General features: G+C 52.8%; 24 protein-coding genes and 1 tRNA gene. 11 read left to right on the top strand and 14 right to left on the bottom strand.

The window, feature by feature from the left end:
- Positions 1-123: 123 nt before the first annotated feature.
- Positions 124-927: a 2,5-didehydrogluconate reductase DkgB gene (gene dkgB, locus AAEY27_RS17700; RefSeq protein WP_342322114.1), complete on the top strand. Its 804-nt coding sequence runs from the start codon at positions 124-126 to the stop codon at positions 925-927.
- Between the two features lie 36 nt (positions 928-963).
- Here the strand turns inward: dkgB and yafC are convergent, their stop codons facing one another.
- The gene (gene yafC, locus AAEY27_RS17695; RefSeq protein ID WP_342322113.1) at positions 964-1860 is read right to left on the bottom strand and encodes a DNA-binding transcriptional regulator YafC; all 897 of its coding nucleotides are present in this window, start codon (positions 1858-1860) and stop codon (positions 964-966) included.
- A 217-nt stretch (positions 1861-2077) separates the two neighbouring features.
- On the opposite strand from yafC, the gene AAEY27_RS17690 reads away from it, so the two are divergent.
- Complete coding sequence (locus tag AAEY27_RS17690; RefSeq protein WP_342322112.1) at positions 2078-2872, top strand: endonuclease/exonuclease/phosphatase family protein; 795 nt, start codon at positions 2078-2080, stop codon at positions 2870-2872.
- Between the two features lie 54 nt (positions 2873-2926).
- Here the strand turns inward: AAEY27_RS17690 and mltD are convergent, their stop codons facing one another.
- A complete protein-coding gene (gene mltD / locus AAEY27_RS17685; protein WP_342322110.1) occupies positions 2927-4297 on the bottom strand; it encodes a murein transglycosylase D in 1371 nt (456 codons plus the stop codon).
- A 73-nt stretch (positions 4298-4370) separates the two neighbouring features.
- Complete coding sequence (gene gloB / locus AAEY27_RS17680) at positions 4371-5126, bottom strand: hydroxyacylglutathione hydrolase (RefSeq protein ID WP_342322108.1); 756 nt, start codon at positions 5124-5126, stop codon at positions 4371-4373.
- Between the two features lie 33 nt (positions 5127-5159).
- Between gloB and AAEY27_RS17675 the strand changes: the two genes are divergently transcribed.
- Positions 5160-5867: a class I SAM-dependent methyltransferase gene (locus tag AAEY27_RS17675; protein WP_342322106.1), complete on the top strand. Its 708-nt coding sequence runs from the start codon at positions 5160-5162 to the stop codon at positions 5865-5867.
- Here the strand turns inward: AAEY27_RS17675 and rnhA are convergent.
- Complete coding sequence (rnhA, locus tag AAEY27_RS17670) at positions 5864-6436, bottom strand: ribonuclease HI (protein WP_342322104.1); 573 nt, start codon at positions 6434-6436, stop codon at positions 5864-5866. The genes AAEY27_RS17675 and rnhA overlap by 4 nt on opposite strands.
- Between rnhA and dnaQ the strand changes: the two genes are divergently transcribed.
- Both dnaQ and AAEY27_RS17660 read left to right on the top strand, forming a co-directional pair.
- Positions 6390-7121 carry a DNA polymerase III subunit epsilon gene (dnaQ, locus tag AAEY27_RS17665; protein ID WP_342322102.1) on the top strand — a complete coding sequence of 244 codons (732 nt, stop codon included), beginning with the start codon at positions 6390-6392 and terminating at the stop codon, positions 7119-7121. The genes rnhA and dnaQ overlap by 47 nt on opposite strands.
- A 134-nt stretch (positions 7122-7255) precedes the next feature.
- Positions 7256-7332, top strand: a tRNA-Asp gene (locus AAEY27_RS17660).
- A 90-nt stretch (positions 7333-7422) separates the two neighbouring features.
- On the opposite strand, the gene adiC is transcribed toward AAEY27_RS17660, so the two are convergent.
- The 10 genes from adiC to queF form a co-directional block, all read right to left on the bottom strand.
- Positions 7423-8760 (bottom strand): arginine/agmatine antiporter, encoded by a 1338-nt coding sequence (adiC, locus tag AAEY27_RS17655; protein WP_342322100.1) that lies wholly within the window; start codon positions 8758-8760, stop codon positions 7423-7425.
- A gap of 129 nt (positions 8761-8889) precedes the next feature.
- Positions 8890-9639: an AraC family transcriptional regulator gene (locus tag AAEY27_RS17650; RefSeq protein ID WP_342322099.1), complete on the bottom strand. Its 750-nt coding sequence runs from the start codon at positions 9637-9639 to the stop codon at positions 8890-8892.
- Between the two features lie 299 nt (positions 9640-9938).
- Positions 9939-10253 (bottom strand): acid-activated periplasmic chaperone HdeA, encoded by a 315-nt coding sequence (hdeA, locus tag AAEY27_RS17645; RefSeq protein ID WP_342322098.1) that lies wholly within the window; start codon positions 10251-10253, stop codon positions 9939-9941.
- Positions 10254-10509: 256 nt separating this feature from the next.
- Positions 10510-11040 carry a helix-turn-helix transcriptional regulator gene (locus AAEY27_RS17640; protein WP_342322097.1) on the bottom strand — a complete coding sequence of 177 codons (531 nt, stop codon included), beginning with the start codon at positions 11038-11040 and terminating at the stop codon, positions 10510-10512.
- Positions 11041-11087: 47 nt separating this feature from the next.
- Positions 11088-13355, bottom strand: coding sequence for an arginine decarboxylase (gene adiA / locus AAEY27_RS17635; protein WP_342322096.1), 2268 nt, complete (start codon positions 13353-13355; stop codon positions 11088-11090).
- Positions 13356-13537: 182 nt separating this feature from the next.
- On the bottom strand, positions 13538-14290 hold the full coding sequence (gene xni / locus AAEY27_RS17630; protein WP_342322094.1) for a flap endonuclease Xni: 753 nt from the start codon (positions 14288-14290) through the stop codon (positions 13538-13540).
- A gap of 110 nt (positions 14291-14400) precedes the next feature.
- Positions 14401-15768 carry an L-serine ammonia-lyase gene (locus AAEY27_RS17625; RefSeq protein WP_342322093.1) on the bottom strand — a complete coding sequence of 456 codons (1368 nt, stop codon included), beginning with the start codon at positions 15766-15768 and terminating at the stop codon, positions 14401-14403.
- A 57-nt stretch (positions 15769-15825) separates the two neighbouring features.
- A complete protein-coding gene (locus AAEY27_RS17620) occupies positions 15826-17115 on the bottom strand; it encodes an HAAAP family serine/threonine permease (protein WP_342322091.1) in 1290 nt (429 codons plus the stop codon).
- Positions 17116-17565: 450 nt separating this feature from the next.
- The gene (ppnN, locus tag AAEY27_RS17615) at positions 17566-18930 is read right to left on the bottom strand and encodes a nucleotide 5'-monophosphate nucleosidase PpnN (protein ID WP_342322089.1); all 1365 of its coding nucleotides are present in this window, start codon (positions 18928-18930) and stop codon (positions 17566-17568) included.
- A gap of 90 nt (positions 18931-19020) precedes the next feature.
- Positions 19021-19866: an NADPH-dependent 7-cyano-7-deazaguanine reductase QueF gene (gene queF, locus AAEY27_RS17610; protein WP_342322088.1), complete on the bottom strand. Its 846-nt coding sequence runs from the start codon at positions 19864-19866 to the stop codon at positions 19021-19023.
- Between the two features lie 68 nt (positions 19867-19934).
- On the opposite strand from queF, the gene syd reads away from it, so the two are divergent.
- The 6 genes from syd to AAEY27_RS17580 all read left to right on the top strand — a co-directional run bounded on the left by syd (position 19935) and on the right by AAEY27_RS17580 (position 25768).
- Positions 19935-20480: a SecY-interacting protein gene (syd, locus tag AAEY27_RS17605; protein ID WP_342322086.1), complete on the top strand. Its 546-nt coding sequence runs from the start codon at positions 19935-19937 to the stop codon at positions 20478-20480.
- A gap of 632 nt (positions 20481-21112) precedes the next feature.
- Complete coding sequence (locus AAEY27_RS17600) at positions 21113-21442, top strand: YqcC family protein (protein ID WP_342322085.1); 330 nt, start codon at positions 21113-21115, stop codon at positions 21440-21442.
- Positions 21442-22236 carry a tRNA pseudouridine(65) synthase TruC gene (gene truC / locus AAEY27_RS17595; protein WP_342322083.1) on the top strand — a complete coding sequence of 265 codons (795 nt, stop codon included), beginning with the start codon at positions 21442-21444 and terminating at the stop codon, positions 22234-22236. The genes AAEY27_RS17600 and truC overlap by 1 nt, the downstream gene beginning before the upstream one ends.
- 5 nt (positions 22237-22241) lie before the next feature.
- A complete protein-coding gene (locus AAEY27_RS17590; protein ID WP_342322082.1) occupies positions 22242-22691 on the top strand; it encodes a flavodoxin in 450 nt (149 codons plus the stop codon).
- Between the two features lie 381 nt (positions 22692-23072).
- Positions 23073-24425: an MFS transporter gene (locus AAEY27_RS17585; RefSeq protein WP_342322081.1), complete on the top strand. Its 1353-nt coding sequence runs from the start codon at positions 23073-23075 to the stop codon at positions 24423-24425.
- A 2-nt stretch (positions 24426-24427) separates the two neighbouring features.
- Positions 24428-25768 (top strand): enolase C-terminal domain-like protein, encoded by a 1341-nt coding sequence (locus tag AAEY27_RS17580; RefSeq protein ID WP_342325628.1) that lies wholly within the window; start codon positions 24428-24430, stop codon positions 25766-25768.
- Positions 25769-25783 lie beyond the last annotated feature (15 nt).

The raw sequence follows: 25783 nt of genomic DNA, 5'->3' as shown, positions 1-25783 counted from the left end.
GTTGCCGTGGCACATTGTTGCTCTTGCAGCAAAAATCCTCTGCTTTTTTGCCTCTTTTTCCGCCTTAGTGAGCCAGGGATAATCGCGGCATGAGTTTTGAAAACGACGAAAAGAGGAATTCTGATGTCTATCCCTGCATTTGGTCTTGGTACCTTCCGTTTAACTGACGAAGCAGTCATCGCATCGGTGAAAAATGCCCTTGAACTGGGCTACCGCGTTATTGATACCGCACAGATTTATGGTAACGAAGCCGCCATTGGCGAAGCGCTCGCACAGAGCGGCGTTGCGCGTGAAGAACTGTTTATCACCACCAAAATCTGGACTGAAAACTTGGGAGAAGATCTGCTGATCCCAAGCCTGCAAGAGAGCCTGAAAAAACTCGGCACTGATTACGTTGATTTAACGCTGATCCACTGGCCTTCTCCGGGCGCAGCTGTGCCGGTTGCTGTTTCCATGCAACAACTGATGAAAGCGAAAGAGCAGGGGCTGACGCGCCAGATTGGTATTTCTAACTTCACCATCCCGCTGATGGAGCAAGCTATTGCCGCTGTCGGTGCGGAAAATATCGCGACTAACCAGATTGAACTGTCACCGTATCTGCAAAACCGTAAAGTGGCAGATTGGGCGAAACTGCACGGTATCCATATCACCTCTTACATGACGCTGGCGTATGGCAAGGCGCTGAAAGATGAAGTGATTGGTCGTATTGCGCAGAAACACAACGCGACACCTGCGCAAGTGATCCTGGCCTGGGCGATGGGTGAAGGCTATGCGGTGATTCCGTCTTCTACCAAGCGTGAGAACCTGGCGAGTAACCTGCTGGCGCAATCGCTGAAACTGGATGCGCAAGATAAAGCGGACATCGCCAAATTGGATTGCAACGACCGTCTGGTCAGCCCGGAAGGCCTTGCACCAGAGTGGGATTAAGCTGCAACGTAACGGGAGCTAAGGCTCCCGTTTTCGTTATTCTCCCGTCTGCGGGGCATGCTCGCTGACGAAATCGATAAAAGCGCGTATGCGCGTACTCACCGCCCGATCGCTGTAATAGACGGCACTAAAGGGCATCTCCACTGGCAGACGTTTGTCCGCCAGCAACTCAACCAACTCACCGCTCGCCAACTCTTTGTCGATCATATAGTCCGATAAACTGGCGATACCGTTTCCGCTCAAACACAGGTGTTTCAATGTTTCACCGCTGTTGGACGATATCTCCGGCGTCACTTCGAGCAGTTGCCCATCGCCAGAGGCCACCGGCCACGTGTTCAGTGAAACCGGTTCGGTAAAGCCAAGACAAACATGGTCACGCAAAGCTTCGGCGGTTTCCGGTTTGCCGTAACGGGCAATGTAATCAGGCGAGGCGATAATTTTGCGATAGCTTTTGAACAGCGGGCGGGCGCGTAGGCTGGAGTCGGTCAGTTTGCCGACGCGGATCGCCACATCGACTTTGCGCTCAATGAGGTTGATAAACGTCTCGCTGGAGACCAGCGACAAATTGATTTCCGGGTAGCGTTCACGAAACGGTTTAATCAGCGGCATCAAAAAATGCAACACAACCGGTGTTGCGGCATCAATACGCAATGTGCCACGCGGTACGGATTTATTCTCCATCACTTCTGTTTCTGCCGCTGCCATCTCCTGTAGCACCGTTTGCACGCGGCGAAAATAGCGCTCACCTTCTTCGGTGAGGCTAAGTTGGCGAGTTGTTCGGTTCAGCAGGTTCACACCCAGTTTATTTTCCAGTTTCTTTACTGCACGGCTAATGGCCGAATTTGCCTGGCCTAAACGTTCCGCTGCCCGGCTAAAGCTGCCGCTTTCTACGACAGCGACAAAAATCGCGAGTTCTTCCGAGGTGGTTTTCATTATTGCCTCTGTAGCAACATTTCATCGATATTATTCAAGCGACTGTATTTAACCATGCCACCCGCTATGACGCCACGCCCGGCACGTTTTGTCTGTGTCACTCACCACAACCAACGGCTTTTCTCTCGATTGGTCGTTGAAACTCTGGGCTACAATCCCTATAACTGAATGACGCCCCTGGATCCGGGCGCGGAAATCAAAGAGGTTTGAAGCTGAAGTGCCAAAAAATACTTATGCTATGCGATATGTTGCCGGACAGCCTGCGGAACGCATTTTACCGCCGGGGTCTTTCGCGAGTATTGGTAAGGCGTTGCCTGCGGGGGTTCCCCTCAGCCGTGATGAGAAAATCCGCGTGCTGGTGTGGAATATCTTTAAGCAGCAGCGTGCTGAATGGCTATCCGTACTGCAAAACTTTGGCAAAGATGCGCACCTGGTTTTGCTCCAGGAAGCGCAGACCACGCCAGAGCTGGTCCGGTTCGCGACCACAAACTATCTTGCCGCCGATCAGGTTCCCGCGTTTGTTCTGCCGCAGCACCCGTCTGGCGTAATGACGCTTTCATCTGCACATCCGGTTTATTGCTGCCCGCTGCGCGAGCGCGAACCCATTTTGCGGCTGGCGAAATCAGCCCTGGTGACGGTTTACCCGCTGCCTGATCTGCGTAATCTGATGGTGGTCAATGTGCATGCGGTGAATTTCAGTCTCGGCGTGGACGTTTACAGCAAGCAGTTGCTGCCGATTGGCGACCAGATCGAGCGCCATTCCGGGCCAGTCATTATGGCCGGGGATTTCAACGCCTGGAGCCGCCCGCGAATGAATGCGCTTTATCGCTTCGCGCGAGACATGTCTTTACGGCAGGTGCGTTTTACCGATGATAACCGTCGGCGTGCGTTTGGGCGGCCGCTGGACTTTGTGTTCTACCGGGGGTTAAACGTGCAGGAAGCGTCTGTGCTGGTGACCCGCGCATCGGATCACAATCCGCTGCTGGTTGAGTTTTCACCCGGCAGACCATAAAAAGGATAAAAAAAAGCACCGTGGGGAATACGGTGCTTTTTTTGTCGGATTAAATCAGGAATCCGGTGTTGCGCTGTTCTTCACGAAAAGCGTGATCTGATCGCCAGGCTGCAGGTTGGCGGTATCGGTGTTCCAGCGCATCACATCTTTGATGTTCACGCCGTGACGTTTCGCGATACTGGACAACGAATCGCCTTTTCGCACGCGATAGGTAATGCTATCGCTATTGCTGGCAAGACGTTGCGCACTGCTACCTGCGCCAACCGTCAGGTTCTGGCCCACTTTCAGATTCGCACCGCGAAGGTTATTCCATTGCTGGAGATCCTTCGTGGTAACGCCAAGGCGTGACGCGATGGCAGAAAGTGTATCGCCTGAGCGAACCTTATAATTCCGGCTGGGCAGTGAGGTATTCTGCGCCATCAGCGTCGGCTGTACGGCGGCGATTTCGCCGGATGCCAGCGATTCACGCAGCTGATCTGCATGTTTCTTCGGCACCATCACGTACTGTGGACCTGCTGAACCTAGCGTCGAGCCTTTAACGCCTGCGTTAAACGCCTTCAGCTTGTTCACGGAAATTCCCGCCATTTCAGCCAACTGATTCACCTCTACCGGGCTACTCAGCCTGACACGCGCCAGCGCACGGCTTTCATCCGGCGTCGGCAGATTTACGCCATACCGCTTGCTGTTTTTGAGAATATCGCTCAACGCCAGCATTTTTGGCACGTAAACCTTTGTTTCGTAAGGTAATGAAAGAGACCAGAAGTCGGTGGGTTTACCCCGTGCTTTGTTCGCTTTCATCGCCTTCAATACGCGACCTTCACCGCTGTTATAGGCAGCGACCGTCAGTAACCAGTCGCCGTCAAACATACGGTTAAGACGCTGCATCATGTCGAGAGCGGCCGTGGTAGAGGCCACAATATCACGACGCGCATCATAGCTGCGTGTCTGTTTTAAACCATAATTTCGCCCAGTGCTCGGTATGATTTGCCAAATGCCTGCGGCATTGGCACCAGACGTTGCGTGCGGGTTAAAAGCGCTCTCCACTATGGGTAGTAGTACCAGTTCCATGGGCATATTACGTTTTTTAACTTGCCCTGCTATCCAGTACATATACGGCTCTGCCCGTAAAGTTACATCGTGGAGATAGCTCTTATTGTTCAAATACTTCAGTTTCTGTTCGCGAATCCGGGTATTTTCCGGAATTCCCATCTTTAGCTCGTCGCTAATGGAGGCCCACAAGTCACTGTTACTCTGGGCGGTGAGTGTTCCATCGTCCATCCACCGCGCCTGACTTGTAAACTTCCCTGCTTCCCCTTGACCAGCTGCAGAAAGGCTCTGTGCGTGCTGTTGGACCGTGCCATCGTGGTTAGACGCCTGGCACCCCACGAGCAGGACAGAGGCGAATAATATCGCTTTTGCCTTCATGTGTGTGTCAATAGTAGTTGCTTAAAAGACGAGCGATAATAACGGCGATGTTTGCAAAAGGCAACCCGCAATGTCAGAAGTTATCTTTCTTAGCCCTTAACCATGCAAAACGCTCTTCAGGGTGTTGCAAATTTGTTTCTTTATTAATTACATTAATTAAATCAACATCTTCCGTACGTAGAAATAAATTAATTTCCCGCTCATTTTTCAGAGTTACGGGGAGTGTTTTTTGGTTTTTCGCACGTAACTCACTCACTTTTCTATAGTATTCGTTAAGTGCGCGATCCTCTGGCAAAACGCTAACTGCAAACTTCATATTCCCTAAAGTGTATTCATGTGCGCAACAAATGATGGTGTCGTCGGGAAGCGCATTAATTTTGCAAAAGGATTGATACATCTGGCTTGCCGTCCCTTCAAACAATCTTCCACAGCCGCCGGAAAACAGCGTATCTCCGCAAAACAGATAAGGAAAACTGAAGAAACAGATATGTCCTAAAGTGTGACCTGGCGTCGCGAAAATAGAAAATTCGTGTCCCAAAACAGCGACCGTATCGCCCTCAGCAACGACCTGCGTAGTGCCCTTATTTTGTGTCTCTGCTGGCCCATATACCACTACATCAGGAAAGCGTTCGCGCAGTTCTTTCACGCCGCCAACGTGATCATTGTGATGATGGGTAAGAAAGATAGCGTCAGGTTGCCAGTGGTTTTCATCGATAGCTTTCAGGATCGGCGCGGCTTCGCCCGGATCAACAATCAGGCAGCGCCCGTCATCGTTGCTCAGTACCCAGATGTAGTTATCCTGAAACGCGGGAATACTGTTAAGATTCATAAATTACCTCTCAAAGCGTGGCGGAAGGTTGTGATGAAACCGGCAAGGACTCCCCGAACATTTGTAGCACCGGCAAGCTGGGATGATTTACCCAAAGGCGTGCATTACCGCGAGGCGCTGGAAAAGGAGCTCAAGCCATGGTTGGCGAAAATGTATGGATTTCACTTGCTCAAGATTGGCAATCTCAGCGCAGAAATCAATGTTGAAAGCTGCGCAATCTCCCACCAGGTGAATGTCTCCCTTGCAGGCGATCCGGCACAAGTCAGAGCCGATCCGCTGCATTTGCCGTTTGCGGGGAAATCCGTCGACGCCTGCCTGCTGGCGCACACGCTTCCCTGGTGTCCCGATCCCCATCGTCTGCTCCAGGAAGTGGATCGCGTATTGATTGATGACGGCTGGCTGGTATTGAGCGGTTTCAACCCCATCAGCCTGCTGGGGATCAGCAAAGCGGTGCCTTTCGCCCGCCGATCCCCTGCTGTTAAAAGCCGCATGTTCACCCTGATGCGCCAGTTTGACTGGCTTTCGCTGCTCAATTTCGAGGTATTGCATTATAGCCGCTTTCGCGTGCTGCCCTGGACAAAGCAGGGCGGTAAACTGCTGAGCACGCACTTACCAGCGCTGGGGTGCATGCAGTTGGTTGTCGCGCGCAAACGCACTATTCCGCTGACGCTTAACCCCATGAAGCAAAGCCGCAGCAAAAGCCCGGTTCGTCAAACCGTTGGCGCGACGCGCCAATCTTAAGCCAGCGTTTCCGGCTGGTAGCCAATGTCTTCCTGGGTTGGGTTCATTGCTGCCGTGCGCGCCAGTTCATCGCAGCGCTCGTTTTCTGGGTGACCGGCGTGGCCTTTTACCCACTCCCAGCGAATTTGGTGCTGGCTGAGCGCCGCATCCAGCCGCTTCCAGAGGTCGACATTTTTAACCGGTTTTTTATCTGCCGTTTTCCAGCCGCGTTTTTTCCAGTTATGGATCCACTGCGTGATCCCCTGGCGAACGTACTGGCTGTCGGTGCTGAGCACCACTTCGCAATGCTCTTTTAACCCTTCGAGCGCGACAATGGCGGCCATCAACTCCATGCGGTTATTGGTGGTGAGGCGATAACCTTCGCTAAAGGTTCTTTCGTGCTGGCGATAGCGTAAAATCGCGCCATATCCACCCGGACCCGGATTGCCAAGACAGGATCCGTCGGTGAAAATTTCTACCTGTTTAAGCATCTCTGGTAGACTTCCTGAGTTGAAAACGACAAGTCTGACATAAATGGCCGCTATGAGCACTGCAATTACACGACAGATCGTCCTCGATACTGAAACCACCGGTATGAACCAAATCGGCGCTCACTATGAAGGGCACAAGATTATTGAAATCGGTGCCGTCGAGGTGATAAACCGCCGTCTGACCGGCAATAACTATCACATTTACCTGAAGCCTGATCGGTTGATCGATCCTGAAGCGTTTGGCGTTCACGGTATCGCCGACGAGTTCCTGCTGGATAAACCAACCTTCGCCGACATCGCCGATGAATTCATCGACTATATCCGCGGCGCGGAGTTGGTCATCCATAACGCGTCGTTTGATATCGGCTTTATGGATTATGAATTCAGCAAGCTGAATCGCGGTATCCCGAAAACGGACACCTTTTGTAAAGTCACCGATAGCCTCGCGCTGGCGCGTAAGATGTTCCCCGGCAAGCGCAACAGCCTCGACGCGCTCTGCTCGCGCTATGAAATCGACAACAGCAAGCGAACGCTGCACGGCGCATTACTTGACTCCCAAATCCTTGCCGATGTTTATCTGATGATGACAGGCGGCCAGACATCGATGAAATTTTCGATGGAGGGCGAAGGGCAATCACAGGCAGGTGAGGCGGGGATCCAGCGCGTTGTGCGCCAGGCAAGTAAGCTGCGCGTTGTTTTAGCCAGTGATGAGGAGCTGATGGCGCATGAATCACGTCTCGATTTAGTACAGAAGAAAGGCGGAAGCTGCCTTTGGCGCGGCTAAATCGTCTTGTTATCGTTAGAAAATCATCCCATGGGCGATTTTTGCAGCAAACGATTCAAAACAGCGGAAAAAGCGTTGACGCCACCAGGCGCAATCCGTAATATGCGCCTCGTTCCCTAACAGGAACACAACGCGGAGCGGTAGTTCAGTCGGTTAGAATACCTGCCTGTCACGCAGGGGGTCGCGGGTTCGAGTCCCGTCCGTTCCGCCACAATTCAGAAGGCCTGAATCAGCAATGATTCAGGCCTTCGTCGTTTTTGCATTTGCAGTTTGCAAATCACATCCCATTCAACGATTTCATTCACGCCTTGCTGACTGGGGCATCCAGCGGGTAGGGGTTTTTATGAATGCGGTTGTAGTTAATGGCGTAAAGTGCGGTAACGATCATCAGCGTCACGAACGCCCCCATGACCTCTTTCGCGCCAGAACCCACAACGGCCCAAATGCAGTAGATGAAGGCGACAAAGGTCAACAGCAGATACATCGGTCGCGCGTTACCGAAGTGACCATGGCCAAGTAACAGCAACGCTGCACAAGTATAAAGATAAGGTACCAGGGTAAAGATCACGGAAACGGACGATACCAGGCCAAATTCTTTTGCCGCGTTTGGCGAGATGCTGCTGAACTGAAAGATAGTCATCAGTACGCCAACAATAACCAACCCGGCGACGGGCGTACCGGCTTTGTTTACGCGGGCGAAAATAGGCGGAAACAGATCGTCGTCAGCTGCCGCTTTCGCAGTCTGACCCGCAAGTAACGTCCAGCCACCGAGCGAACCAAGGCAGCCGGCCGCCGCACAGAACGAGACAATTGCCCCAGCGGTGTTCCCCAACGCCATGCGCGCGGCATCGCCAAAGGGAGACGCGGAGACGCGCAGGTCAGCGTTGGGGATCATACCCATGATTGCGGTCGTCGATAACACATAGCAGACGGCGGCAATCAACACTCCGCCGATCGTGGCGATAGGGACATTGCGTTTCGGGTTTTTTACCACGCCAGCGGCAACCGATGCGCTCTCAACACCAATAAAAGACCACAGTGTGACGCTCAATGTGCTCTGGATTGCGCCAAACGTGTTGAGCCCGCTGACATTCCAGGCGGCCATATAGGTTTCACCGCGAAACCAAAACCAGCCAAAGACCGCAATCCCGACAATCGGAATCAGCGCCAGGATGGTCGCAACCGCCTGTACGCGGGTGATCATTTTCGGCCCGACAATGTTCAACAAAACAAAGATCCACAGCATCGCGACACAGGTGAGGGTTAATACTATCGGGTCTTTGAGGATCGGGAAAAAGTAGCTCAAATAGCCTACTCCAATCACCACCATCGCGATGTTCCCCACCCAGCAGGCAAGCCAGTAGAGAACGTTAGTCTGGTAGCCTAAAAAAGGCCCGAAACAGCGGCGAGCGTAGGCGTATGAACCGCCAGGGCTGGGGTCTAAGAATGACATCTTGGCATAAACCACCGACAGCGCTAACGCGCCGATAATGGTGACGAGCCATCCATAGATTGCAATCCCGCCGGTCGCGGCGAGATTTGCTGGTAATAAAAAAACGCCTGAGCCCATAATATTCCCGGAAACCATCAGCGTGACGGGAATCAGGCCCACTTTGTGCGCATCAGCATCGGTCGTCATAATCATCCTCCTGATGGGGTTCAGCAGGAATAATACTGCGCGAGGCGCGTAATTTTAGTGTTCCCGGCGGAGTATGGCTATTGCCGATACTATTATCGCTAATATCGAAACGACACCTGCAAGCCAATATTATTGGCGGTATTGCGTGACATAATGCAGTGGCGTGGTGCCATAAAAAGTCTTAAAGACCGAAATAAAATAGGAAGTACTTCGATAGCCGCATAATCGCGAAATTTGATAGATGTTTTTGTCCGCCATTAATAGCTGCCGTGCGGCGTAGCGCATTCGGCAATCAGTAATGATTTGGCTATAACTCGTATTTTCATTTTTCAGTTTCTTTTTTAACAGGCTTGGGCTCAGAAACAGGGCGCTGGCCACCTGGCTTAAGCTCCATTCTTTATGAATATCATTTTGGATGATGTGATAAACGCGCTCTTTAACAGTGCTACGAAGAATATGGATCAGTAACGCAATGAAACCGGGATGATCAAGAAAGAGTGAGAGCTCGGTAAACAGCAAAGCGCGGGTTCTTTCAATTTCACAACTTTCTGATGTTTCAAGGGTGCTGTGCAGCGCCGCTTGACGAAATACTTCCGGTGTTCGACAAAAGCAGGATATTACGGGTGTCGCCAGTCGGGGCCAGGGGGGAATATGTATTAAATCTCTCTTTAAAAACTGAAGATAATCATTCAGGACGGGCCGGCTGATAGGGGCAACTAATTCATTGTTTAGGTGCGATAAATCAATAATGTTGTTATCACAGGCAAGGAACGTCAGATGGTTTGCCGGTAATAACAATGGCAGGGTGTCGTTGATTTTAACCTCAACATCCGTTTCTGTTAAAACCACCACGCAGGGTGCACAGCTATAAAATCTCATTCTCTCACTCCATGAATATGAATAAGTAAATACCTCCGCTGAAATAAAAGCGTAGCAGGCATCAAATATTCTGTCAGATAATTATTTCGATAAAGTTGATGAGGCTTTTCTGTAAACGAAAAATGACAAGGATGGAAAGTCAGAGAGCAAATAATTGCAGACACAGGATGCTAAATAAGGAAGTGTCTGTTTTTACTTCAATATAACCACAGGAGCGATCTCTTTCGTGAACGGCAATCGCTCCTGTGGGTGGCTTCGTTAAGCGGCAGAGGCTTTTGCGAAGAAGCCGCTTACTGATGCTAAAGATCTTTTTTAACTTTCTCCCATTCGTTTTTCACTTCGCCTTTGAAGCTGGCTTTCTTGTTTTCAGTACAGGCCTGAACAATTGCCGGTGTGACGGTTGTTATTCCCTGCACATCCAAAACAGCCTCTTCAGGTTTGTCCTTATTGTTCAATGCCTCAGCGAAGCCAATTGCCGTAGGCTGGAATGAAGCATCGAGAGCAAGAAAATCTTCACAAGTCCAATCATTAACAGGCTTTTTATTATCTGCGGCCTGGCTCAGTGCAGGGGTTAATAACAGGCTACCGATAATAATGCATGATATTTTCTTCATTTTACTGTCCTTAACTATTCATTTGATAAGACCTAATAACTATATCACCCACCGTTAACTTGTACATGAATGGGTAATCCCCCAACAATTAAGCATGAATTAAAAAGTTAAATAAAAACAACTCATTAATATTACCTTCAGAATAAAGCATCAGAAATTATTACTAAATAAATTTATGGCTACAAATGTGTTTGTTGTGTGTTAATAATTTTTTATGGCGAGGAGGTATGTCGAATATCAGACGGAATGAGATTGTTTAGAAATAAGGAAATATATTAAGTGTCACAATATCGCTCATTCTTCTTAGTTTTAACTTAAGCATGATGTTGAATTTTTGGCTGCGTAAGGTTTGCCTGGAAATGTTCAGGTTTGCGGCGATATCGTCTGGATTTTGTTGGTTTAAAAAGTGGGTGACAATTTTATATTGATTGTGTGAGAAGCCAATCTTAGGTTTGCGATAAAGGGTTGGGTTGTCGATGAATAATGATAACCAATCGGTTATCTCCATTTTTCTGTTGACAAAAGAAATAGGTAAACGTGTTTTTATCTTGCTGATGTGAAAAGGCGCTAATAAGAAAATACTGCCGACTTCCAGCGATTGTAAAATGCTAATTGCATGATCATCGAGAACATTATTGTGGTATGCATCAATAATCAGCTTGCTCGATGCATCAGTGAAATAGTCGTTAATCTCAGCGAGTTTCTCAATTTTTATTATCTGTTCCTGTTTAACAAGGTGTGACACCCCCTCAAAAAGGAATCGATCTTTCGTCACCATGAGGATCATAAACGCGCTCCTGTTCAGCCTGGTTCAATAAATGCACCTTCGCTAATTCACGCTTTTATGCACATGACGTGATAAATACCATCAATGATCTCGGTGCCTTCGGTTTCATGCTCAAAACCAGGAAACTCATGATCCCAGGACTGCAATGCTCGCAGGTAGGCAATCTGCGGGCTGGTACTGTCGCCAAAATTCTCTCCGGAGAGCAACATAGGAATTCCCGGTGGATAGGGGATGACGGCATTGGCCGCGGTGCGGTTTTGCAACCCTGCAATCGCGACTTTCTCGACGTTATCGGAAACAATGGCTTGATACGCGTCGCGCGGTGTCATCATTACTTTCGGCAAAGAGGCGTAGGCGGCGTTCAGGTTTTCATCCGGGTTATTGATTTTCAACCAGCCGAACATTTCATCGCCTAAATCGCGAACGCCCATGTCGGCATAGATATCCGGATATTGACGGGCCAGCTCCGGCAGCACTCGCGATAGCGGCGCATTACTGTCGTAATGGCGCTTAAAGGAGCACAGCGTGTTGATGAGCGTGCCCCATTTCCCGCGGGTGATCCCCATAGAAAAGAGAAACATTATTTGGAAATCGGTCGTGCGGGTCGGCACGATACCGTGGCGACCAAGCCACGCGGTGACCAGTGCAGCAGGTACGCCGCTGTCCAGCAAGTTGCCATCGTCACCCATTCCGGGCGCCAGGATGCTGACTTTTATCGGATCAAGCATGCTCCAGTTATCCGGCAAATCTTTAAAGCCGTGCCAGGTTTCTCCCGCGCGCATGATCCAGCAGTTCTGATCGTGACCCAGAAGATCTGTCGATGCGTCCTCAAAAGCAATCTCTTTGCCGGTTTGTGGATCGAGCACCTTCTCTTTGTTCCACGGCTTGAAGAACCAGTCATTGTTAGCGGTGTACTCGCGGTACAGACGCGTCATCGCCTGGCGAAAATCAACGGCTTCGTCGATGACCTCCTGCGTTAACGACAGGCCGCTGTTACCGTCCATCATCGAAACCGCGATATCGTTTGACGCACAGATGGCGTATAGCGGTGATGTGGTCGCGTGCATCATGTAGGCCTGGTTGAAGCGGGAGAAGTTCACCGCGCCGCGACCTTCGCGGACATGAATGTAAGACGCCTGCGAAAGCGCATTCAGCAATTTATGGGTGGAGTGGGTAGCGAAGAGGGTGGGGCCATGGTGATCCCCAGGGGCGCCGCGCATGGCATAGTGGTCGTGATACACCGGATTGAAGCGCGCGTAGCCGTACCAGGCCTCATCGAAGTGAATGCGATCGCTGGTTTGTTCCAGCAGAGCCTGTACGTTTTTGGCGTTATAGCACACGCCATCGTAGGTACAGTTCGTGACGACGCAATAGGACGGTTTACGCCCCGCGTTTGGATTGGTAAGCGGGCTGGCGCGGATTTTTTCCTGCACCGTTTCCGGCTGCATCTCCTGCGGGTAGATAGGCCCGATGATGCCGTAGCGGTTACGGCTTGGCACCATATAGACCGGCTTCGCCCCGGTGAGAATCAGACCCTGTTCAATCGATTTATGACAATTACGGTCAATCACCACCACATCCGCGTCGGTCATACAGGCTTGCATAATGGTGCGGTTGGAGCCGGACGTGCCGACGACGACAGACCATGAACGATCTGCGCCAAATACCCGCGCCGCGTTCTTTTCGCTCTCGCCGAAGGCGCCGGTATGGTCAAGCAGGGAGCCAAGTGAAGTTCGCTCGATCCCCATATCGGTACGGAACAAATTTTCTCCGTAATAATCGTGGTAAAACCGTCCCGCGGGTGTTTTGGTAAAACCCACGCCGCCCTGATGGCCAGGCGCGGCCCACGAATATTCATGAATGTGGTTGTATTTCACCAGGGCGGAGAACAGCGGCGGCAGCATTTGCTGACGGTAGCGCGCCATCGCCGCGACTGCGCGTCCGGCAATGAAATCCGCGGAATCTTCCAGAATCCATGCGAACTCATCGACAAACGCTAGCAGTTGCTGGTCAATCAGGGCGGTGGCTTTTTCACGCTCGCCGAGCAGGAATATCGGCACGTCTTGCTGGCGTTCATGAAGCTTAACGAGCAGTTGGCGCACGCGCTGATGCTCATCATTTTCGTCCATCTGATAGCTGAACATCAGGCAGTCAATGGCTTCATTGGCGGAGATGATCGCGTAACCATCATCAAGTGAGGTGGACTGTATGACATCAACATTCTCGCGGCGTAACGCGTCTGCCAGACGGGCAACAGCCGCCCCGACCCAGGTGTCCTGGTGCAGAAATTCACTTTCAACAATCAGTATTTTCACATCACAACCCCGCAGAAATGGTGGAATGCGATATGTAATACGCCGCAGGGTATGGCGAGTAAATGGCTGCCGTTGGGTTATCGACAGAGGGAGTATTTTTATGGCTGATTCCGCTATTTGGCGTGAAAAGGCCTGGAGGGTACCCGCAATTATTCTGGGTTTAGGCCTGTTTCACGACCTTTTCAGCGAGTCAGCCGTAGCTGCTGCAAATTGCCGTCCAGTTGCAACTCCGTTTGCAGACGCGCCACATCCCGGCAGGTAAACGCCATTGCGCGATGGGTTTCGAGCTTGTTTCGCCACTTCTCCGGCACCTGTTGCAGGTTTTCATACAACACTTCCAGCGTCGGAAAGGTGCTCAGCAATTGTGTCGCGCTTTTCGGGCCGATCCCGACGACGCCCGGCACCTTCGAACTGCTGATCCCCGCAAGGCCCCAATAATCTGGTAGCTGTTGCGGTGTGACGCCATACTCCTGTGCGATAAAAGGCGCGTCCAGCCAGCGTTTCTGGAAATAGTCACGAATGCGAATGGTGGGGGAAAGTAGCTGGCAGTAGCCTTTGTCGGTGGAAACAATGGTCGCTTGCTGCCCAGCCTGCGCCATTTTTACTGCCAATGTTGCGGCGAGATCGTCCGCTTCGTTGCCTGGCATCGCCCAGCAGCGGATGCCGCGTTGCTCAAATGCCGCGCGAAGCCGGGGCATTTCATCATGCAGCGTTTCCGGCATCGGCGGGCGACCGGCTTTGTAGTCCGGCAATAATTGATGGCGCCAGCCCTGATTACGGGCTTCATCGTCGAACACCGCTACGGCGTGCGTCGGCTGGCTGTGCACAAGCAACTGTTCTAGCGCGTGCAGGCAGGTATCCGCACAGGGTGAACCCTGCACCGCATGGATGCGGCGGATCAGATTGAGTGCGTCGACAATAAGCAGATGAGCCACAGATACCCTCCTTGAAATCGTGCGCTAAGGGTAACATCGCCAGCTTTGTCAGGCTATGAAACGGTAAATAATCAGGAAGATGCCTCGCAAAACGAGGCATTTGGCCGAAATTAATCGCAGGTGACAATTTTCATTGCCAGGCCACCGCGCGAGGTTTCGCGGTATTTGGCATTCATGTCTTTGCCCGTTTCGTACATGGTTTCAATAACTTTATCGAGACAAACGCGCGGTTCGCTGGTGCGGCGCAGCGCCATGCGAGCGGCGTTCACCGCTTTTACCGACGCAATCGCGTTACGTTCAATACAGGGCACCTGCACCTGGCCTGCCACCGGATCGCAAGTCAAACCAAGATTGTGCTCCATACCAATTTCCGCCGCGATGCAGACCTGCGCCGGGCTACCGCCGAGCAGTTCCGCCAGCCCTGCCGCCGCCATCGAACAGGCCACGCCCACTTCGCCCTGGCAGCCCACTTCCGCACCGGAAATCGAGGCGTTCATTTTGTACAGCGAACCGATCGTGCTGGCGACCAGCAAATAGCGCGCCAGCGAATTAGCGTTCACTTCGCGGATAAACTTATCGTAGTAAGCCAGCACTGCCGGGACGATCCCGCAGGCACCGTTGGTTGGTGCGGTGACTACGCGACCACCGGCGGCGTTTTCTTCGTTCACCGCCAGCGCGAACATATTGATCCAGTCAACGACCGCCATCGGGTCGGTGGTGGTTTTGTCACTGCTCACCAACATACGACGCAGCGCGGCGGCACGGCGCGGAACGCGCAGTCTGCCCGGTAATACGCCTTCTGTGGTGATGCCGCGCTCAATTCCGCCTTGCATCACTTCCCAAACGCGCGCGAGGTGCTGTTCCAGTTCCTTTTTGCTGTGCAGCGCCAGTTCGTTTTGCATCATCAGGCCCGAGAGTGACAGGCCTGTTTGCTGGCAGTGGCGTTGCAAATCGGCGGCGTTTTTGTACGGGTAAGGCACGTCCACCGGCGTGCTGCTAATCTGGCCGAAGTGTGCTTCATCGACAATAAACCCGCCGCCGATGGAGTAATACGTTTGGCTGTAGAGCACCTTTTCGCCCGCCAGCGCCGTAATACGCATGCCGTTTTCATGCAACGAGAGGTTATCGGCATGGAAATTCATGCACTTATCCACCGGAAACTCGACTTCATGTTCGCCGTTTGCCAGCAGCAGGCGGCCATGCGTATTAACGTCCTGAATAAATCCCGGAATGGCATCAATATCGACACTGTCCGGTAGATTGCCGGCCAGGCCCATAATAATGGCGATATCCGTGTGGTGCCCTTTGCCCGTCAGGGAGAGGGAACCGTAAACGTCCACCACGACACGGGTGACGTCGAGCAATATGTTGCGGGCAATCAGATCGTCTGTGAATTGTTTGCCGGCTTTCATCGGGCCAACGGTATGCGAGCTGGACGGGCCGATGCCGATTTTAAAAATATCGAATACGCTGATCATGACGCATTATCCATTGCAAAGAGGGTCGCGCCGCCCGGAGCGGGCGGCGCGCAGAGATTAGCTGAACAGGGAGAAGAAGATCGCAGAGATGGCGATAAGGCCCATGATAACAACGAAGATGTTGCTGATATGGCCGCTGTATTTGCGCATTGCCGGTACTTTGGCGATGGCGTACATCGGCATCAGGAACAGGATCATGGCGATAATCGGGCCACCCAGCGTTTCAATCATCCCAAGGATGCTCGGGTTCAGTGTGGCAACGGCCCAGGTGGTCAGCAGCATAAACAGCGCAGTAATGCGGTTCAGCTTGTTGATTTCGATGGTTTTGCCTTTGCCGCGCAGAGACTTAATCACCATGCCGTTAAAACCTTCACGCGCACCTAAATAGTGGCCGAGGAAGGATTTGGTGATGGCAATCATGGCAATGATCGGTGCCATCCAGGCGATAACCGGGGCATTAAAGTGGTTCGCCAGGTAAGAGAGAATCGAAATGTTCTGCTCTTTCGCAGAAGCCAGATCGGCAGGCGCGAGGCTCAGCACGCAGCTGAAGACGAAGAACATTACGGTCAGCACCATCATGATGTGCGCGAAAGCCAGAATGCGTGAGCATTTACGTTCCGCTTTATCGCCGTACTCTTCGCGTTTCGCCACGGCAAAAGAGGAGATGATCGGCGAGTGGTTAAAGGAGAAAACCATCACGGGAATCGCCAGCCACAGGGTCATCCACAGGCCATTGCCGGTTGCGGAGGCGCTATCCAGAGACAGCGTTTCCAGCACGGCACCGTTCCACTGCGGGATCAGGTAAACCGCCAGCAGCATCAACGCGATAACAAACGGGAACACCAGGATGCTCATCGCTTTCACAATCATCTGCTCGCCAAAGCGCACAATGGTCATCATGCCGACGATCAGAATCAGCGACAGAATCGCGCGCGGCGGCGGCGTCATGCCCAGCTGGTGGGTCATAAAGCTGTCGACGGTATTGGTGATCGCTACGCTGTAGACCAGCAGGATCGGGTAGATCGCGAAGAAGTAGAGCAGGGTAATCAGTTTACCGGCACCGATACCAAAGTGTTCTTCAACGACTTCGGTGATGTCTTCGCCCGGATTTTTACCGGAGAGAACAAAGCGGGTCAGGCCGCGGTGCGCGAAGTAGGTCATCGGGAAGGCGATAATCGCCATGATAATCAGCGGGATCAAGCCGCCAACGCCAGCGTTAATTGGCAGGAACAGTACGCCAGCGCCGATTGCAGTACCGTAAAGGCCCAACATCCACATGGTGTCGGTTTTACGCCATGAACTCTGCGTTTCGGTTGAAGCCAGAGTACTGGTTTGAGTCGTTTCCATTGATAAATCTCCTGGGAAAAGCAAAATGCTGCCATTTTGGGCGAATACATTGCCTGTGACGCCAGCGGTAATATTAAATCTGGTCAATTACGGCTTTTTTATGATTTCTTCCCGTAATTATTTGCGGCGGAAAGATACATTTATGTTATGACTTCATCAGTGATCGGGATCTCAATTGCAATAATCCACTTTTTATATGGATATATTTAGACCATCTATCTACTTAACGATCATCAGGTGAGATTTATGGGCGCGAAGGCTATCACTCGCCAGATTAGCGATCAAATCAGTGCCCATGAAAGACGATAAAACCACTGTAAATCATCTGATTGGCAGTGATTTATCGAATTTTAAACCAATTGAAATGGATGAATGCCTTGCGAGCGGAGAGCGGGAAACGGTGGGAAAAGAAGGAAATATAAGGGCAGCTTATTAGCTGCCCTTTTGGTGTCAGGCGCAGATTTCGTAGCAGGGAATATAAGCCGAGCCTGGGAGTTTCATGCGGTGCTGGGCGACAAAGCCCTGTAGCAGATCGTCCATCCGGCGCATCATGTTGCTATCGCCATGAATTTTATACGGGCCAAACGTTTCAATCGCACGAATGCCGTGCTCTTTCACATTACCCGCCACAATGCCCGAGAATGCCCGACGCAGATCCGCCGCCAGCACTTCCACCGGCTGATCCGGGTAAAGTTTCAGATTCGCCATATTTTCATGGGTCGGTTCGAACGGCACTTGCAGATCCGGCGCAATGCGAATCGACCAGTTGAAGCTGTAGGCATCCCCGGTTTCCCGGCGATTCTCTTTCACCTGCGGCATCGCCTTTTTCATCTGGCGGGCCACTTCGGCGGCATCATTAATAATGATGGTGTAATGGCGGCGCGCGGCTTCGCCCAGCGTGTTGACGATAAACTCATCCAGCACACGGAAATAGTCCGCACTCTCTTTTGGCCCGGTCAAAATCAGCGGTAGCACCTGATTTTTGTTCGCCGGGTTCATCAGGATCCCCAGCAAATAAAGCAACTCTTCCGCCGTGCCTACGCCGCCTGGGAAGATAATGATACCGTGCGCGATACGCACGAACGCTTCGAGGCGTTTTTCGATATCCGGCATGATGATCAATTCGTTGACCAGTGGGTTTGGCGGTTCGGCCGCGATGATCGACGGTTCGGTCATACCGATAAAGCGTCCTTCTTTATAGCGCTGTTGTGCATGGCCTACCGCCGCACCTTTCATCGGCGCTTCCATCGCGCCTGGCCCGCAGCCGGTGCAGATGTTCAGTTCGCGTAAACCAAGCTGGGTGCCGACACGGCGCGCGTACAGGTATTCTGTCTCGTTAATGGAGTGACCACCCCAACAGACGACCATGCTCGGCGCTTCACCAACGTGCAGCGCGCGGGCGTTACGCAGAATAGAAAAGACCAGGTTGGTAATGTGGATGGAGCTTTCCAGATCGAGGTGCTGGAAACGCCCGGCGTTATGAATCTGCCCATTCACGAAGAGAATATCGCGCAGGACGGCAAACAAGTTGGCCTGCAACGAGCGGATAATGCGCCCGTCGACAAAGGCTTCTTCCGGTGGGTTGATCAATTCCAGTTTTACGCCGCGTTCACGGCGCAACACGTTAATGTCAAAACTTTCGTTACGGGAGAGCAGCTCTTTGCTGCTGTCGGTCTGGCTCCCTGAGTTCAATACAGCGAGCGAGCAGTTACGAAACAGTTGATACAAATCGCTGCTGGCCGTGCGTTTTAGCATATCGACTTCCAGCTGCGACAACATATCCATTGAGCCAAGCGGGCTAATATGTGTAATCAAGTGAACTCCTTACGGGACGAAAATTTTATCTTCCCTGCTGATTACAATAGCCCTGGCTTATGACGTTTAACAACCTGCCGCAAGAATGTTTTACTGGCGCACCAGCCGCCCGGTGGCCGGAACGAAATCTGTATTGGTTCGCCACGGGTTAATATCCAGCCCGCCGCGACGCGTATAGCGCGCGTAAACGCTCAGCGTTTCCGGTTGGCAAAAACGCTGGATATCCGTAAAGATGCGCTCGACACACTGCTCGTGAAACTCATTGTGATGGCGGAACGACACCAGATAACGCAGCAGTTTTTCGCGGTCGATTTGCGGGCCGCGATAGTGAATCTGTACGGAGCCCCAATCCGGCTGGTGGGTGATTAGACAGTTTGATTTCAACAAATGGCTGACCAGCGTCTCTTCAACCACCTTTCCGTGGGCGGCATCGGTGAGCAGCGCGGCGTCGAATTCATAGTTATCGATGTCGATATCCTGATCATCAATGCAGATGCCGTGGAAATGGGCAATCGGCTGGCCTTCCAGTTCATTAATGCGAAACAGCACGACGCTCACTGGGCCTTGCGCGCAGGCGCTGAGATCGCGCTGCAAGGTTTCACGCACATCATCCCAACTGGCGAAACGCGTCTGGTTAAAACTGTTGAGATAGAGCTTAAAGCTTTTCGATTCCACCAGGTTCAGGCTGGCGTGATCCAGTTCGACCTGGCCAACCGCCACTTGGGGCAAGCCTTTGGCATTCAGCCAGGAAAGTTCATACAGCGTCCAGATATCCGAACCGACAAAAGGCAGGTTATCTGCGTGCAAGCCAAGCGGATCGCGGTTCAGAGAGCGTGGAACCCCCTGCAACAGGCTGGCGTCGTAGGTGTCGCGGTAATCGGTGGTTTTGCCAAGTGTCAGGCCGGAGAGCGCCTGGTGGTTATCATAAGAAGACATGTTTCATCGCCATTTTGCAGGTAAACTGTCCGGCAAGTTTATCCTGGCTTATGTGAAGAGAGAAATCGGTGGAAAATGAGACGGCCCTGGCGCTGAAAGCCTTTACTGAACGTTATTGCGATGCCTGGCATACCGCGCGCGGCAGTTGGCCGCAAAGTGAGGCGCTTTACGGTATTCCCTCGCCGTGCATTATTTCTTCCACGGATGAATACGTTATCTGGCAGCCAAAACCGTTCACTGCTGTACAGAATGTAAACCCGATTGAACAGGCGATGGAAATTGTGGTACAAACGCCGCTTCATGCGTTTTATACCACACAGTTTGCCGGTGATATGCCCGCGCGGTTGGGGACATTGACCCTGACGCTGCTGCAAACCTGGAGTGAAGAGGATTTCCTGCGCGTACAGGAAAATCTGATTGGTCACCTGGTCACGCAGAAAAGACTGAAGTTATCGCCTACACTTTTTATTGCCACTTTGGATAGCGAACTGGATGTGATTTCGCTGTGCAACCTCAGTGGTGAAGTGATCAAAGAGACGCTGGGAACGCGCCAGCGCACCGTTTTAGCACCAAATCTCGCGGACTTTCTCCGTCAGCTCGAACCCGTTGTGTAATCCACTATACTACTCCCCTGTGAGAGATCTCTTACAAAGCCTGTAGGAGATCGCCCGTACGTTTCCCATGCGATTACTGTGCCATCTCAATTTAATTGGTTATAAATCATAACGTTAATTGATTAATCCCTTCATTTTATAGCGCCTTTATGCGGCTTATTTGCGTTAAGTCTCCTTGTAAGACGAGGCGGAATACGTAATCCTATCTCTTGTCGACACGGAGTCTGACGAAGAAACGTACATTAGGAAGATGTTGTTTCTGGACACACCGGGATGGTGCTTCACGGACAGACTTCAGGACGAAGTATAAGGAACATCGCAGGAATGCGATAAAGGACACCTCCAGGACGGAGAATGAGAGCCGGTCGGGACGTTCGGTAGATTAGGATGATCCAGGACACGCTTTAAGGACGAGGCCAAGTCACATCGGGGTGGTGTGAGCATGACGCGCTGTTTAAGGATGAACAGGTCAGGAGACCGTAGGAAAAGTTTTCACGGATGAGCAGGGAGCACAATGAGTAGCTGGATGGCTACGAAACGAACCGGGAGCACTGTTTTTACAGTGCTCCCTTTTTTTATTTGTTCCGCTCTTTGCTATGCTGCGCGCCAGTCTGTTTTAAACGGGGGTTTTTATGACTCAACACCAACGCGTGCGCCAGCAACTTCATCTCCTCGAAGCGCAACTGCGCGAGCACAATCTCTGGCAAACCACCTCGCCAGCGCCGAGTGCGTTTGAAAGCACGCAACCTTTTTGTATGGATACCCTTGAGCCGTTCGAGTGGCTGCAATGGGTATTGATCCCGCGTATGCATGCCTTGCTGGACAGCAAACAGGCGTTGCCGCAGGCGTTTGCCGTCGCCCCCTATTATGAAATCGCCCTCGATGCGACACACCCTTCCCGCGACGCGATGCTGGTCTATTTACAGCAGTTGGACGCGCTGTTTATCGGCGAAAGCAACTGATGCTGGAGATAATCTATCAGGACGAATGGCTGGTGGCCGTCAACAAACCGTCCGGCTGGCTGGTGCACCGCAGCTGGCTGGATCGCGATGAAAAAGTGGTGGTAATGCAAACCGTGCGCGACCAAATCGGCCAGCACGTTTTTACCGCCCATCGCCTCGACAGGCCAACTTCCGGCGTTTTGCTGATGGGGTTATCCAGCGAAGCCGGCCGCCGTTTATCCCAGCAGTTCGAACAACATCAAATCCAGAAACGTTATCATGCCGTGGTGCGTGGCTGGTTAATGGACGAAGCACTGCTCGACTATCCGCTGGTGGAAGAGCTGGACAAAGTGGCCGACAAATTCGCCCGCACGGATAAAGGCCCGCAGCCTGCCGTCACGCATTATCGCGGTTTGGCGACCACCGAAATGCCCGTCGCCACCGGCAAATTTCCCACTACCCGTTATGGTCTGGTCGAGCTGGAGCCGAAAACCGGGCGCAAACATCAGTTGCGCCGCCATCTTTCTCATCTTCGTCACCCGATTATTGGCGACAGTAAGCACGGCGATTTGCGGCAAAATCGCAGCGCGGCGGAGCATTTTGGCTGCAACAGGTTAATGCTGCACGCCAGCCAGTTAACGCTCTCGCACCCGTTTACCGGTGAAGCGTTAACCTTACGCGCCGGGCTGGATGCGGTCTGGATGCGAGCGCTTTCGCAGTTCAGTTGGCGGGGGCTTCTCCCTGAGAATGAAAGGGTTGAGTTTGTGAGCCTCACCCCTCAGGATGAGGGCAATCTGGATTCACGCAAGGAGTGATGAGCATGGCGAACGTCGGCATTTTTGTAGGCACCCTGTACGGCAACTCGCTGCTGGTGGCGGAAGAAGCGCAGGAAATTTTAACCGCGCAAGGCCACAAAGCCACGGTGTTTGAAGATCCCGAAGCCGCAGACTGGGACAACAACAAAGGCAATTACGCGCTGGTGGTCACCTCCACCACCGGGCAGGGCGATTTGCCCGACAGCATTGTGCCGCTGTTTCACTACCTGCGTGACACCGTCGGTTACCAGCCAGATTTACGCTATGGCGTGATCGCCCTGGGCGATAGCACATACACCCATTTCTGCGGCGGCGGCAAACAATTCGACGCGCTGCTACAAGAACAAGGCGCACAGCGCATCGGCGATGTTCTGCTGATTGACGCAAGCGAAGACCCCGAGCCAGAAAGCGTTGCCAATCCGTGGGTTGAACACTGGGCAACCCTGCTGAAATAAGCGTTTCCCCTCCCGCGCGCCGGGAGGGGAAACCCCGCCTTTTGATGCCGTCAAGCGACGCATTTCACATTATTTAACGCCACTTCTCTTTAAGCCCTGCACACCCCCGCTGTGTTTCCATTTTCGTGAAGTACTCCCCATCGCCCTGGGCTAATGCAATAAACCAGCGGTCGGGGTCCGATGAATGTTGTGTTGCTGCACGGTGAGAGATAAAGGGGCGCTTCATATACTTTTTCTCGCCAGTTAAAAAAATGTGGCCCGCCGGGCGAAAAACCGCGCAGGAGCCGCAAAAAAACACAACCGCATCATCCTGTCTTCCCCTACAGGTTGCGCCGTACAGGATGCATGTCGAAAAGAACATTTTGCTTCGGGAGTACAATCATGAGTTCATTAAGCCAGGCGGCGAGCGGCGCTGAAAAGCGCACGAACGCCCGCTACTGGATAGTGGTGATGCTGTTTATCGTCACATCCTTCAACTACGGCGACCGCGCCACCCTGTCGATTGCCGGTTCAGAAATGTCCAAAGCCATCGGCCTCGACCCAGTTGGTATGGGTTATGTCTTCTCCGCGTTTTCCTGGGCGTATGTCATCGGCCAGATTCCGGGCGGCTGGTTGCTTGACCGCTTCGGATCCAAACGCGTCTACTTCTGGTCCATCTTCACCTGGTCGCTGTTTACCCTGTTGCAGGGCTTCGTCGATATCTTCAGTGGTTTTGGCATCATCGTCGCGCTCTTCACGTTGCGCTTTATGGTCGGTCTGGCCGAATCACCTTCCTTCCCTGGTAACAGCCGTATCGTCGCGGCCTGGTTCCCGGCGCAAGAAAGGGGCACGGCGGTGGCGATTTTCAACTCCGCGCAATACTTCGCCACCGTCATTTTCGCCCCGATCATGGGCTGGCTGACCCACGAAGTGGGCTGGTCGCACGTCTTCTTCTTCATGGGCGGTCTGGGGATTTTTATCAGCTTCCTGTGGCAGAAAATGATCCACGAGCCGAACCAACATCCGGGCGTGAACAAAAAAGAGCTGGAGTACATCGCTGAAGGCGGCGCGCTGATCAATATGGATCAGAAGAGCAGCAAACAGAATGTGCCGTTCTCCGAGAAATGGGGCCAAATCAAACAGTTGCTCGGTTCGCGCATGATGATTGGCGTATACCTGGGCCAATACTGCATTAACGCGCTGACCTACTTCTTCATCACCTGGTTCCCGGTTTATCTGGTGCAGGCGCGCGGCATGTCGATTCTGAAAGCGGGCTTTGTCGCGTCCATTCCGGCGATCTGCGGATTTGTTGGCGGTGTGCTCGGCGGGATCATTTCCGACTGGTTAATGCGCCGCTACGGTTCCCTGAACGTCGCACGTAAAACGCCGATTGTGCTGGGCATGCTGCTCTCCATGAGCATGGTGTTCTGTAACTACACCGATTCAGAAACGCTGATCATCGCTTTCATGGCGCTGGCCTTCTTCGGTAAAGGCATTGGCGCGCTGGGTTGGGCCGTTATGGCGGATACCGCGCCGAAAGAGATCAGCGGCCTGAGCGGCGGCCTGTTCAACATGTTCGGCAACATCTCCGGCATCGTCACGCCGATTGCGATCGGTTACATCGTTGGTACTACAGGTTCGTTTAACGGCGCGCTGATTTATGTCGGTATCCATGCGCTGGTGGCGGTTCTCAGCTACCTGGTGCTGGTGGGGAATATCACCCGTATCGTATTGAAACCTGTGACAGGACGTTAATGATGAACACACAAGCAAGCCCGATTATCACGGATATGAAAGTCATTCCGGTTGCCGGACATGACAGCATGTTGATGAACATCGGCGGCGCGCATAACGCTTACTTTACTCGCAACATTGTGGTGCTCACAGACAACGCCGGGAACACCGGCGTTGGCGAAGCGCCGGGCGGCGAGGTCATCTATAAAACCCTGGTCGATGCCACGCCGATGGTGGTGGGCCAGGAAGTGGCGCGGCTTAATAAAGTGGTGCAGCGCGTGCACAAAGGCAACCAGGTGGCGGATTTCGACACCTTCGGGAAAGGCGCCTGGACTTTCGAACTGCGCGTGAACGCCGTGGCGGCGTTGGAAGCCGCGCTGCTCGATTTGTTAGGCAAGGCGTTGAATGTGCCGGTGTGTGAACTGCTTGGCCCCGGCAAACAGCGCGACGCGGTCACCGTGCTCGGGTATCTGTTCTATGTCGGTGATCGCACTAAAACCGACTTGCCGTATCTCGATGCCACGCCGGGCAGCCATGAGTGGTATCAGTTGCGTCATCAGGAAGCGATGAACAGCGAAGCGGTGGTGCGCTTAGCGGAAGCTTCGCAGGATCGCTACGGCTTTAAAGATTTCAAACTGAAAGGCGGCGTTTTGCCGGGCGAGCAAGAGATTGACACCGTTCGCGCCCTGAAAAAACGCTTCCCGGATGCGCGTATCACCGTCGATCCGAACGGCGCCTGGTTGCTCGACGAAGCCATCAGCCTGTGTAAAGGGCTGAATGATGTGCTGACCTACGCAGAAGATCCGTGCGGGGCGGAGCAGGGCTTCTCCGGGCGTGAAGTGATGGCGGAGTTCCGCCGCGCCACCGGTTTGCCGGTCGCCACCAATATGATTGCCACCAACTGGCGCGAAATGGGCCACGCGGTGATGCTCAACGCGGTCGATATTCCGCTGGCGGACCCGCACTTCTGGACGCTTTCCGGCGCGGTGCGCGTCGCGCAATTGTGCGACGACTGGGGCTTAACCTGGGGTTGCCACTCCAATAACCACTTCGACATTTCACTGGCGATGTTCACCCACGTTGGCGCGGCCGCGCCGGGCACGCCGACCGCCATCGACACCCACTGGATCTGGCAGGAAGGCGACGCGCGCCTGACCAAACAGCCGCTGGAGATCAAGCAGGGCAAAATCGCCGTACCGGACGCGCCAGGCCTGGGCGTTGAGATCGACTGGAACCAAATTGAGAAAGCGCACGCAGCATATAAAAAACTGCCTGGCGGCGCGCGCAATGACGCAGGCCCGATGCAATACCTCATCCCAGGCTGGACGTTTGACAAAAAACGCCCCGTTTTTGGACGTCATTGATAGACCAAAAGGATA

The sequence above is a fragment of the Kosakonia sp. BYX6 genome (assembly GCF_038449125.1).
Classification (GTDB): domain Bacteria; phylum Pseudomonadota; class Gammaproteobacteria; order Enterobacterales; family Enterobacteriaceae; genus Kosakonia; species Kosakonia calanthes.
Note: the sequence above shows the minus strand (reverse complement) of the source record. Positions and strands in the feature narration are given on the sequence as shown.

Bases quoted from the DNA above. Each gene is read 5' to 3' on its own strand.
- dnaQ (WP_342322102.1), top strand. From the start codon at position 6,390: ATGAGCACTGCAATTACACGACAGATCGTCCTCGATACTGAAACCACC.
- AAEY27_RS17625 (WP_342322093.1), bottom strand. From the start codon at position 15,768: ATGATCAGCGTATTCGATATTTTTAAAATCGGCATCGGCCCGTCCAGC.
- AAEY27_RS17585 (WP_342322081.1), top strand. From the start codon at position 23,073: ATGAGTTCATTAAGCCAGGCGGCGAGCGGCGCTGAAAAGCGCACGAAC.
- AAEY27_RS17580 (WP_342325628.1), top strand. From the start codon at position 24,428: ATGAACACACAAGCAAGCCCGATTATCACGGATATGAAAGTCATTCCG.
- AAEY27_RS17640 (WP_342322097.1), bottom strand. From the start codon at position 11,040: ATGATCCTCATGGTGACGAAAGATCGATTCCTTTTTGAGGGGGTGTCA.
- adiC (WP_342322100.1), bottom strand. From the start codon at position 8,760: ATGACGACCGATGCTGATGCGCACAAAGTGGGCCTGATTCCCGTCACG.
- hdeA (WP_342322098.1), bottom strand. From the start codon at position 10,253: ATGAAGAAAATATCATGCATTATTATCGGTAGCCTGTTATTAACCCCT.
- queF (WP_342322088.1), bottom strand. From the start codon at position 19,866: ATGTCTTCTTATGATAACCACCAGGCGCTCTCCGGCCTGACACTTGGC.
- AAEY27_RS17620 (WP_342322091.1), bottom strand. From the start codon at position 17,115: ATGGAAACGACTCAAACCAGTACTCTGGCTTCAACCGAAACGCAGAGT.
- AAEY27_RS17600 (WP_342322085.1), top strand. From the start codon at position 21,113: ATGACTCAACACCAACGCGTGCGCCAGCAACTTCATCTCCTCGAAGCG.
- yafC (WP_342322113.1), bottom strand. From the start codon at position 1,860: ATGAAAACCACCTCGGAAGAACTCGCGATTTTTGTCGCTGTCGTAGAA.
- gloB (WP_342322108.1), bottom strand. From the start codon at position 5,126: ATGAATCTTAACAGTATTCCCGCGTTTCAGGATAACTACATCTGGGTA.
- truC (WP_342322083.1), top strand. From the start codon at position 21,442: ATGCTGGAGATAATCTATCAGGACGAATGGCTGGTGGCCGTCAACAAA.
- mltD (WP_342322110.1), bottom strand. From the start codon at position 4,297: ATGAAGGCAAAAGCGATATTATTCGCCTCTGTCCTGCTCGTGGGGTGC.
- AAEY27_RS17650 (WP_342322099.1), bottom strand. From the start codon at position 9,639: ATGAGATTTTATAGCTGTGCACCCTGCGTGGTGGTTTTAACAGAAACG.
- AAEY27_RS17675 (WP_342322106.1), top strand. From the start codon at position 5,160: ATGAAACCGGCAAGGACTCCCCGAACATTTGTAGCACCGGCAAGCTGG.
- dkgB (WP_342322114.1), top strand. From the start codon at position 124: ATGTCTATCCCTGCATTTGGTCTTGGTACCTTCCGTTTAACTGACGAA.
- AAEY27_RS17590 (WP_342322082.1), top strand. From the start codon at position 22,242: ATGGCGAACGTCGGCATTTTTGTAGGCACCCTGTACGGCAACTCGCTG.